Source organism: Microcoleus sp. BR0-C5, assembly GCF_036705045.1.
In the GTDB taxonomy this organism is placed as follows: domain Bacteria; phylum Cyanobacteriota; class Cyanobacteriia; order Cyanobacteriales; family Microcoleaceae; genus Microcoleus.
Genome location: NZ_JAUBTR010000071.1, coordinates 22,101 through 33,346, shown reverse-complemented (window position 1 = coordinate 33,346; position 11,246 = coordinate 22,101). Strand labels below are relative to the sequence as shown.

The 11,246-nt window shown below is 47.5% G+C and carries 5 protein-coding genes and 3 pseudogenes; 1 reads left to right on the top strand and 7 read right to left on the bottom strand.

From position 1 onward, the window contains the following. The 7 genes and pseudogenes from QUB08_RS25590 to QUB08_RS25560 form a co-directional block, all read right to left on the bottom strand. Nucleotides 1-494, bottom strand: a pseudogene (locus tag QUB08_RS25590) (transposase); the annotation flags it as partial. A 50-nt stretch (nt 495-544) separates the two neighbouring features. Continuing rightward, nucleotides 545-2,059: pseudogene (locus QUB08_RS25585) on the bottom strand (IS5 family transposase). A 122-nt stretch (nt 2,060-2,181) separates the two neighbouring features. Continuing rightward, nucleotides 2,182-2,385, bottom strand: a pseudogene (locus tag QUB08_RS25580) (IS5/IS1182 family transposase); the annotation flags it as partial. A 126-nt stretch (nt 2,386-2,511) separates the two neighbouring features. Continuing rightward, the gene (locus tag QUB08_RS25575; RefSeq protein ID WP_333150846.1) at nt 2,512-3,195 is read right to left on the bottom strand and encodes a ribonuclease HII; all 684 of its coding nucleotides are present in this window, start codon (nt 3,193-3,195) and stop codon (nt 2,512-2,514) included. Between the two features lie 2 nt (nt 3,196-3,197). Beyond that, nucleotides 3,198-5,549 carry an Rne/Rng family ribonuclease gene (locus QUB08_RS25570; protein WP_333228265.1) on the bottom strand — a complete coding sequence of 784 codons (2,352 nt, stop codon included), beginning with the start codon at nt 5,547-5,549 and terminating at the stop codon, nt 3,198-3,200. A gap of 1,354 nt (nt 5,550-6,903) precedes the next feature. Then, nucleotides 6,904-9,729 (bottom strand): TIGR03960 family B12-binding radical SAM protein, encoded by a 2,826-nt coding sequence (locus QUB08_RS25565; RefSeq protein ID WP_333228263.1) that lies wholly within the window; start codon nt 9,727-9,729, stop codon nt 6,904-6,906. Nucleotides 9,730-9,872: 143 nt separating this feature from the next. Continuing rightward, on the bottom strand, nt 9,873-10,223 hold the full coding sequence (locus tag QUB08_RS25560; RefSeq protein ID WP_333228261.1) for an STAS domain-containing protein: 351 nt from the start codon (nt 10,221-10,223) through the stop codon (nt 9,873-9,875). A gap of 383 nt (nt 10,224-10,606) precedes the next feature. Between QUB08_RS25560 and QUB08_RS25555 the strand changes: the two genes are divergently transcribed. Beyond that, the gene (locus tag QUB08_RS25555; protein WP_015176637.1) at nt 10,607-10,804 is read left to right on the top strand and encodes a hypothetical protein; all 198 of its coding nucleotides are present in this window, start codon (nt 10,607-10,609) and stop codon (nt 10,802-10,804) included. Nucleotides 10,805-11,246: the final 442 nt, after the last annotated feature.

Below are 11,246 nucleotides of genomic sequence, written 5' to 3'. Positions count from 1 at the left end.
TCTGCGTCGGTCGGCGCTGCTTGGCAATGGCTAGGTAATCTTTACGAGCTTTTTTGCGGTAGGTTCTGGGTTTTTTCGGGCATCGGTCTTTGATTGACTCGTAGAGGATATCTAGGATTTTTTCTGTTTGCATTCTTGTCCGATCGAGAATTCCTATGTCGGTTGGATAGGTAATGTCCGCGCTGGCACAAGTCGCATCTAATAGTAATTTTCCTCGATTGCACCTTTCTCCGGGCTCTTCTGCTTCTTTTTTGTTTGCTTTGGCTGGGGGAGTGGTGGCTTCTCTGATTTTCTTCACCATTTGTTGGTTCACTTTGTTGATAAGATTGAAACTTCTTCTTTTTCTAAAATAAACCAAAAGCGATGCGTCAAATGGGATTTCATTGCTGTATGATGAGAAACCTATAAAGTATTGCAGGTATGGGTTCTCCCTGATTTGTTCTACCGCGAGCGCGAGCGCTAGTTCCTAATTTTTCCTTGATAATTAGGGTTTGCTGAATAATCGATCGCCAACCAAGAGCAGGATCTCACGATATCTGAAAGCTCAGTTAAAGATAAGTTTTTTCTGTATCGAGTCCCCCCAATTATAATTGGGGATTATCTTCAACCTAAAAACAGGTGCTCTGTTTCCAAATAGACAGAAAAACACACAAAAAACCCGGCGCCACCAGGAAGCATCGGTTCATTACTAAAAAAGTAATTGCAATAACTGTACCAGATGTATTATCGAGTTTAGCCATCACTCGATTTAGGCCGAATCTTCGTTTCCGCAAGTCCCGAACTTTCCCTCAATCGCATTGCGAATTCTCTCATCTTCCAACGCTTGCCTCTTTTTTGATTTACTCACATTTGCTCTTGGTCTTCCTAGGGGAGACCCACTGATTCTAATTCCTTTTTCTTTGCACCATGCTCGGTTTTCCCGATTTCGGTAAATGCGATCCTCTTCGAGGGCTTCGCTAACGGCATTCCCTTATTCTGGATAATATCCTGTGAACCTATGATCTGCTTCTAAAGAGTGCTTTTAAGTCCCCTGATTCGTTAAAGTTGTCCCAGCTCATCCGGTCTAAAAATACATATCCTTCAAAGCAACTTGCTGATAGTTTGGCTCCAAACTCTACGCTTTTTCCGGCTTTTCCTCTGACTATGGGACGGATATGGGGTTGACTTAAACTTACTATTCTATCCTCAATACTCTGTTTATAGTTGTCAAATAACCACTGTTGGAAAGCGAGCGACTTCTGTCAGGACTAGCAAGGTTTTATATTGCTTTTTATTCAGACCTTCTAGGCTCGCACCTGAATCGATTAGCTGTTCAATATGAGAAGCGTTTCTTTTGATATATTGGAGTTGTTTTTTAATTGCCTGTCTTCTTTTGTTGCGGGTGGGTCGTCTTTGTTTGGCTATTAATAAGTAATCTTTTCGGGCGAGATTACGGTAGGTTCTTGGTTTTTTCGTGGGTGGTTCTTTAATTTGTTTATAGAGGATATCTATGATTTTTTCTGTATGAACTCTGGCTCTGTTTAATAGTCCTAAGTCGGTCGGATAACTAATATCGGCTGGGGCACAGGTTGCATCTATGATTAGTTTACCGCGATTGGGCGATTCATTTTTGGCGTCCGAATCCTTTTTTTTTTCAGTTTTAACTGGGGTGAGAGAGCGCATTTTTTCAACCATGCGTTCGTTCACTTTGTTAATTAGGTTCGGACTAATACGCCCGTCTAAAGTGTACTAATAATGATGGGTCAAATGGTAGCTCATTACTATAGCTTGATTGACCGATAAAGTATTGCAGATAGGGGTTTTCACGGATTTGTTCTACTATTTCCCGGTCGCTAATTCCCAGCTTTTCTTTGATAATTAATGCCCCCAATGCCATTCTAAAGGATTTGGCTGGTGCCCCTTTTTCTGTGGGGAAGTTTTCAGCATATTCTGATTCAAATTCTGACCACGGGATTAGTTCGGCCATTTTCACCCAACGGTTGAGGGCTGACAACTTTCCACATGAGGGAAGTTCAAAGTCGGAGGGTGAGGCAGGAGCAAGCTCAGCTTTTTTGTACACGATCGCAGATGGTGATGCACGGGTTTTGACCTATTCTACCTGTTTATCACGGCGACTTTATTCTCGATCGCGCGCTCGAAACCTAGACCACGCAATATGCGCTCGATTATTCAGCAAGCCCTAATTAATGCCCCTAATGCCATCCGAAATGATTTAGCCGGCGGTCCCATAGATGCGGCAAAATTTTGAGCGTATTCTGCTTCAAACTCCGACCACGGTATTAGTTGAGCCATCATCACCCAACGGTTGTCTGAAGCTAATTTTCCCCCGTGAGGGAATTCAAAACTTTCTGGTGCGGTGCCGCTGGGGTCAACTTTTTGATACACGAGAGTCAACGGTTGTGCAAGGGTTCTGTACTATTTTACCTGTATTTGTTGCACGATCTGTTCGATCGCCCTATCCCCTAAGCCTTGCTGTATAAACCTTTTAGCTCATTATTCAGCAAGCCCTAACTATTTTTGACAAGGGCTAAATGATTGTCGGTGAAAGACAGATACACCGCAGCGTTCCAAAGCCAATTTATGTTTAGCTGTTCCATATCCCTTGTTATTTGTCAAGTCATATTCAGGATACTTAACAGCCAAACGTACTATTAATTCATCGCGCCAAACCTTCGCCACAATACTAGCAGCCGCAATCTGAATCGATCGCGCATCACCCTTAATCATCGTCTCTTGCTCGATCGCCAAATTGGGAATCCTTTGATTCCCATCAACCAAACACAAATCCGGCGTCACCTTCAACTTCAAAATCGCCCGTTTCATCGCCAACAAAGAAGCCTGCAAAATATTGAGGCGATCGATCTCCCGCACCGAAGCCACACCAATTTGACAGTCAACAGCCACAGCCCGGATTTTCACAGCTAACCGACTCCGGGCTGCGGCACTCAACTGCTTGCTATCGCGCACCCCGCAACTTGCTAATTCATCGAGAACTTCATCGGGCAAAATGCAGGCCGCAGCCACCACCGGCCCGAACAAAGCGCCTCGTCCGACTTCATCCACACCCGCAATTATCAGAGCGTTTGAGGGAGAGGGGGAAAGGGGAAGATGGAAAGATGGGAAGAGAGTAAAAATTTCTACTTCTTCCTTCTTCCTTCTTGTTTCTTTCCTCTTCTCTCTTCCCTCTTCCTTCATAACTATTCATCCAAAAGGGCAGATGAGCGGCGGCGTCGGCGGCGGTTAATAGCAGGCTCCTCGGGTTCGCTTGATTCGATCGACTCAGGGGATTCGATCGGCTCATTAGATTCGATCGGCTCATTAGATTCGATCGGCTCATAGGATTCGATCGGCTCATAGGATTCGATCGGCTCATAGGATTCGATCGGCTCATAGGATTCGATCGGTTCAGGGGATTCGCCCATCACATCGCTGGGTTCCTCAATCTGATCAAAATCATCAGTTTCGTCGATCAAACTCTCGCCATAAATTTGGACATCATCATCCTCCTCATCATCATCCTCAGAAAAAACAGGCTCAACTACCGACCTTTCTGGATAATAATCCCGTTCCTCAACATTCTGTGGAGGCGTCGTCGCTTCAAACTCAAATTCGAGCTGCTCGAAAGGCGGCTTGTTCGGCGCCGAGCCCGGAAGAGTCACCGAAACGATCGCATTCTTAGGATTTTTCACGCTGCGATCAGTAAGCACCAAAGGAGAAACCCCCATCAGAGCATAAACATCCTGCTCCTCCGCCGTCATTTCCACCGAAATCACCTCTGGAGGCTCCACCATCGGCTTCATCAACTCAGACTTAGCCGGACGCACGCGATCGAAATCCTCGCGCCTGCCAACAGTCGCCATATTCACCAGCCCGAAGCCCTCCGAAGCCGCCCGGATGCCGGGGGGTGCCAGATATTCAGAGCGCGTATCCGCGACGGGCGCGCTCGAAGTATTCGGCAGCCGCAACTTGCTGCGTACCGGTTCCTCCTCCGCCGGGAGAGCAAAAGGCTCTTCGCCAATCCGGCGGCGGCGGCGGCGTCTAGTTCCGTTCCCCAAATCCTGATAGCTGGGATGGTTGAGCAAGTCCAAAGGCGATGCGTTGCTGCCGGTCTCAAAATCCAAACTTTCGCTTTGAGGTTCCCAAGCAGCCCGAGCAGGTTCGGGGGGGCGTTCTTCCCGCACTGGGGCAGGAGTTGCAGCGGCCACAGGCGTCAAGCTGCGGCGTTCCAATCCTTCTGGCAAATTCAACAAAACGCGGTTCGACGTAGCAACAGTGCGATCGGCCGATTCCCGCACCGCTGCGGCGAAGTCTTCTTCCCCAGGCAAGCGCACCAGATGACCCAACCCGCTGCAAGTAGGGCAACTGTGGCCGAACAACTCGTAAATATTTTGACCTTGACGCTTGCGAGTCAGTTCTACCAGTCCCAATTCCGACAGTTGAGCGATTTGCGGCCGAGCTTTGTCAGCTTTGAGAGCTTTATTGAAATGTTCCAGCACCTGCAACTGATCGCGGCGGGATTCCATGTCAATAAAGTCAACAATAATCACCCCGGCAATATTGCGTAACCGCAGTTGTCTAGCAATTTCCGTTGCTGCTTCGCAATTTGTCCAGAGTACCGTTTCGCGAGCCGTCGCCGATCGAGTAAACGAGCCAGAGTTGACATCAATCACCGTCAGCGCCTCAGTCGGCTCGATAATTACATAACCGCCCGAAGGCAAATCCACCCTTGGTCTGAGGGCTTCTCGAATCGCAGCGTTAACCCGGAAAAATTCTAAAATCGAGGCGCGCTCTCGGTGGTGGTCGATCAAAACTCCCGCAGGAAGTTTACCGCCGTTCCAGCTCATCAACTGCTGCTTCACCCGCTTAATTCCATTTTGCGAGTCCACCACAATCCGATTCACGTCACCGCTGAACATATCTCGCAGCACCCGCTGGATAAAATCGTCATCCCGGTTGAGCAGTGCCGGCGCCCGCGAAGTACCGCCTTCGAGTTGAACGGCTTCCCACTGTTTTTGGAGGACTTCCAAATCTTCCATGATGGCTTCTTCAGTCATCCCTTCAGCTTCAGTGCGTACCAGCAGCCCCATCCCGGCCGGTTTCACCAAAATAGCCAGGGCTCTGAGGCGGTTGCGCTCGGCTTCCGACTTAATCCGCCGCGAGAGATTGACTCCTCTGCCGTAGGGCATCAGTACCAAATAGCGGCCCGGCAGGGTAATGTTGCCTGTTAGCCGGGGGCCTTTGCTGCCCGTCGGTTCTTTCATCACCTGTACCACCACTTTCTGCTGGGGGGTCAGGAGTTCTGTAATTGCTCCTGCCGAGCGTTTAAGGCGCAGCGGGCCGAGGTCTGTGACGTGCATAAACCCGTTACGTTCTGGATCGCCAATATTGACGAAGGCCGCATCTATCCCAGGGAGTACATTTTCAACAATTCCCAAGTAAATGTCACTGACTTGGTGGCTGCCTGTGGCTACCACAAGTTCTTGGATTTGATCTTCTGAAAAGACGGCAGCAATGCGATGCTGCTCTGCTATAACTATCTGCTTTGTCATTCAATTTCCTCAAAAAACTGGCAGCAAGTTAGAGACACTTACGCACTCATAGTGCCTCTGACTTAGACTGTAATTAGTAGTAGCTTGAAGAGTTATTAGCTGTGAGTTGGTGCAGGGTGGAAGGAAAGTTAACTGTTGACCGTTCACTGTTAACTGTTAACTATTGACTGTTCACTGTTAACTGTTACAGATAAAGTAGTTAAACCCGCCCGTACAGAGTTATGAGTTATGCTCAGCAGATAAATCTGAGAGATAGAAATAAGGAGGCTTTTATCGAGTTAGCAAGATTGAGTTTTGAGTTGACCATTGCGAAATCAATACTCAAAATTCAACACTTACAACTCTTCCTTTGAACGAGCGCGAATAAATTCATTGACACCGTACCAATTTCTTAACACACAACTTAACACTACGAACTGATAACTCCGCTTGCGTGGTGGTAGAGGGCTGGTTTTGAGCGAAAGTAGGTAGGAGTGAAAGCGCCTAGACTTTTGTTGAATTCTTGCGTGATCGCACTCAACATAACCCAGCTTGGCATTCGACTGCAACCTCCGCCCCTGCCAACCCTAAAACCTCGTCAGTCGATTTTAGATTTTAGATTTTAGATTTTAGATTTACTCCACAGATGAATCTGGGACATTGAACTAGAGTCTAAAATCTAAAATTTTTGGTTCTCCACGAATTAAGTCGGGGGCTTATTTCCGTTTGTTGACGGGTCAGTCGATTTTAGATTTTAAATTTTAGATTTTAGGTTTTAGATTTACTCCACAGATGAATTTGGGAGATTGAACTAAAGTCTAAAATCTAAAATTTTTGGTTCTTCACGACTTAAGTCGGGGGCTTATCTCCGTTTTTTGACGGGTCAGTCGATTTTAGATTTTAGATTTTAGATTTTAGATTTTAGATTTACTCCACAGATGAATCTGGGAGCTGGAACTTTAATCTAAAATCTAAAATGTTTGGTTATCCACGACTTAAGTCGGGGGCTTATCTCCGTTTTTTGACCCGCCAAAAACATCTATTGTTGAATACCCGCTCTGCGGTTTGAACCGTGAGATTTTTGAATAAGCCGACCACCGACAACCAGTCGATCGATCGAAATTAATCGCTAAATTTGGTTCAGACCCCGCTCCCGCAGGTTTGGCGCTAGATTTAGCCCGTGAATGTACAACAAAAAGGCTTGAAGTCTTGAACAGAAGCAATTTGCACCCAGCCCGCGTTGCTGGTTGACTCTTAGCGGCGAGCGACTAAAGCGCTCGAGCCGCCGCGGCTTCCATAACAAGCGATTATAGCGTGAAACGACACATCCCGATCGAGAGCCGAAGGTGAAATATTCCACCACGGCTTCCCTATCTTAACCATAACCCAGGATTAGCTGACTACGCTCAACCTGTAGAAGCTGAATTTCCTGTTGGCTGACTTGTTCGAGCATGAACACAATATGTTCTGGCTTGAGCAAGTTGCCGTCGCTGCGACAACTGCCGGTAAAGCGCAAGACGGCTCTACCTTCGGATATACCACCCCTAGCAGAGGTGCTGCTGTCTGGTTTCTGATCTACAAGTTCTAGTTTGTGCAGCCGATCGCGCAAATTGACATCCTGCGTCTTTCCCGACTTAGTAGTATGCACCCGCCAAAAAGCCTCGGTTTCGGCGATCGTCTTGACCCAAGCTTCCCAGTTGGCCTCATCCGCGACGGAAACAGCAGCAGAATTCTCCTGGTCTAATTCGCCATTTTCTGTCAACGAGCCTGCCGAGGCCACAGTAATTACGTACTCCGCTGCTTCTAACAACTGGTTAGCAGAAGGAGCCTTGAGATCGATCAACTCAACCTTGTAAATCGGAATATTTTCCGGCAGCTTAGCCGCCAACTTTTCCCGAAAACTCTCAATATTGATCGACTCAGTGAGCTCAAAGTCGGCAATTTCCCCAGTGCTGGTAACACCCAGAGGCAGAGCATTTGCCAGAGAAATCCTAGGGTTCGGATGAAACCCGCCGGTAAACGAAATCGGCAAATCGGCTCTGCGGACTACTCGATCGAACAATCGGATCAAATCCAAATGACCAACCAAAGCCATATCGCCCACCTTCCCGAACCAAACCCGAAAACGCTGTTTCCGCTCGGTATTGGGCACGAACTCCCCGGCAAAGTCTGGAATTGGCAGCGCATCCACAACCACATTGTGTCCGAAATCGGTGCCACAAACCCCGCAGCGCGAACACCCTTCAAAGGAACAGTCTGGAACCGTCGCGGCTTCCAAAGCCTTTTGCAAGTCAATTTTCAGCCAGTTTTTGTCGATTCCCGTATCTAAATGATCCCAAGGCAGGGCCTGATCGAGAGAGAGGGGAAGAGTGGGGGAGGGGGAGAGGGGGAGAGTGGGGGAGGGAGAGTGGGGGAGAGGGGGAGATGTGGGAAAATCTTCCGACTTCCCTCGGACGACTTCCATCCGACTTCCATCCGTTACATCCGTTACAGAATCCGTTGCCGAACTTCCTTCTTCCTTGTCAAAAAGATTCCACTCGCCGCTTTCGACTTGGCGGTATTTCCAGGTAAGGCCCGACTCATCTATCGCCTGAGTCCAAGCTTTGTAAGCCTGATCCAAGCTTTCCCACCACGCATCCATACCCGCGCCAAGTTCCCAAGCGCGGCGGACTACAGCAGCCAAACGTCGATCGCCCCGTCCGACAAAATCCTCCATTGCCGAAATCCGCACATCAGTGTAATTCACCTTGACGCCCCGCATCCCCCGAAATTCTCCCTTCAGGAGTTTTTGCTTGCGGGAAAACTCAGCAGTAGAAACCGAGTGCCACTGAAAAGGAGTGTGAGGCTTAGGCGTAAAATTAGAAATTGTCAAATTAAAATTCAGTCCCCGCCTGCCATCGATCCTGCATTCCCGGTGCAGCCAGCGGACTGTTTCGGCGATGCCGAGAACATCAAAATCGGTTTCTCCGGGCAAACCGATCATAAAATACAGCTTGATTTTATCCCAGCCGCGATCGACAGCAGTTTTGACACCCCGAAGCAATTCTTCGTTGGTCAAACCTTTGTTAACGATGTCGCGCATCCGCTGAGTACCAGCTTCCGGCGCAAAAGTCAAACCGCCTTGTCGCGTACCGCCTAGAATGTCGGCAATATTATCGTCAAATCTGTCAACCCGCTGGCTAGGTAGAGACAGAGAAATATTTTTATCTTTCAGGCGATTTTTGATTTCCATCCCTACTGCTGGAAGTGCCAGATAGTCGGAACAACTGAGGGAAAGCAGGGAAAACTCGCTGTGCCCGGTGGCTTGCATCCCCTGTTCCATCGCCTCTACGACTTGCTGCGGTTCGACATCGCGCGCGGGGCGAGTCAGCATTCCCGGCTGACAGAAGCGACAGCCGCGGGTGCATCCCCGGCGGATTTCTACTGTCAGTCTGTCGTGTACTGTCTGGACGTAGGGAACCAGGCCGATCGAATAAGCTGGTATGGGAGTTGCCACGCGGCGCAGAATTCGTTCTGGAACTTGCGGGCGGTTGGGATGAACAGAACCGTCGGCCGCCATATCGTAGAATTGCGGGACGTAGACGCCTGGAATTTGCGCTAAATCCAGCAGCAATGCTTCTCGGCTCAAATTATTTGTTTTGCCTTCTGCCAAAATCAAGCCAATTTCTGGCAGCAACTCTTCTCCATCACCCAAAGCGATGAAGTCAAAAAAGTCTGCGTAGGGTTCGGGGTTGGAAGTTGCCGTTTGCCCGCCAGCAAAAATCAGCGGTATTTGACCGTTTTGAGGATTTGTTGCTCTTTCTTGCCAAGTTAGGGGAATGCCAGCTAAATCCAGCATTTCCAGAATATTTGTTGCTCCGAGTTCGTAGCTGAGGCTGAAGCCCAGAATATCAAATTCTGTGAGCGATCGCCTCGATTCTACGGCAAACAGCGGAGTTTTGGTCGATCGCAGTTTTACTGCCAAGTCGGCGGCGGGCAAATAAGCCCGATCGCACAACTGTCTCGGCAAAGCGTTCAAAATGTTGTAAAGGATGATATGCCCCAGATTGGAAGCACCAACTTCATACACTTCTGGGTAAGTGAGCACCCAGCGCACAGAAGCCCCGTCCCAAGGCTTGTGCACAGCCCCCAATTCGTTTCCCAGATAACGAGCAGGCTGATTAATGTCTGCTGTAAGTAATTCTTCGACTTTTACTGCCACGGCTCGACTCGCTAAATAGTTGCGACTCTTAAGCAGCCTACCTTAAAATCTGCCAACACGCCAACGACAGTCGTCTATCTTTTCGGCCATTTAACCAAATTTGCTGTGTTTTGTTGCCTGTTCTCGTCGATGAGGAGGCTTTATCAGTGTTGTTTTACGCAGGAGTTTTGGGCATCAAAGCTATCGACATTTTCAAATATCTCAAACACTCGATCAAGTTGGCTGAGTTCCAGAATCATCTTAATTCCGGGGGATACCGAGCAAAGAGTAAATCGACGCCCCATTTTTTTCGCCTGCTTCAGGCCCGAAACCAATGCCATCAAACCTGCACTGTCAATAAATTTTACTTCGGCCAAATCTACGAGTACCGCTACAACCCCGGGGGCTGCAATTGCTGTCGTTAGTTGCCGTCCGAATTCTCCGCAGGTGGCTGCATTCAGGTAGTCTAGGGGTCGAATCACCGTAATTGGTTTATGGGCAAGAAGTGTCTGCATATGTCAAACCTATGATTGCTACGTATTTTCAACTACTGCGCTGGACGGATGTAAGCCTAAACCTATTTGATTACTCTGAGCCTAACTTGATCTGAGGTAAACTGACCAGTTGTTTTCAGTAATTTTACTGAATCTTTATTTATTGACTCTTTTTTATAAAATTTTGCGTAAGATTTGGGGAGGAAACGTAAGCTACTATACTATTTTTTATTTAGGCCTGCAGGTTTAGTCTTGGTAACTATAAAAATTGCGATTGACTTTGCCGTAGCTGTTAGATAAAACTGAACAATGTAATTTAAATCACTTGTTAGTTCTGATCTAGATCACCTGTTTGCTCGACACTTTAGAGGAAAATTAAACAGTACGGAGTTCTCCGACTTACTATGCAAGCAACTCATGCTATTCGTCAACTTGTAGAAAAAGCCCTCTACATTAAGCAGTTGACGCCTGATATTGAAAACGAAATCAACTACGAGCTCACCCGTTTGGGGTACATCTCGGATATTGATTATGAGGCTTTAGAGTTATTAATGGATGAAATGGATGCCGGCCGGGTGCAATTGGTATCTAGCCGTCGATAGTGGGAAGCGGGCGACCAGTCCACATCCAAAAACCCAAAAATCCTTGCACGGCGGGCAATAGAGGAGTGTTAGAAGCATTTATGTCGGCCGAATATTTTTCTAATGAAGCATCTCGTTGCTGAACTTGATATTTGAGGAGATAGTGTGAGGGGCGATCGTCCCTGCACCTGTGATCAAAAGCTAAAAACTTTGACTTAAATTAAATCTATAACTTTTGGGGCATGACAAATTAGATTAAGTGTAATTAAGAGTCATGCTTAATGAAGTAGCTAATTGCTGAACTTGATATTTGAGGAGAGACTGTTAAGGGCGATCGTCCTTGAACCTCATACAATTTTAGATTTTAGATTTTAGATTTTAGAAATCCTAATAGTGATGATGATCGGGGTTTGGAACTGGTCTACAGTTGCATTCCTTTGAGAAACTGCTATCAGTATCAAAA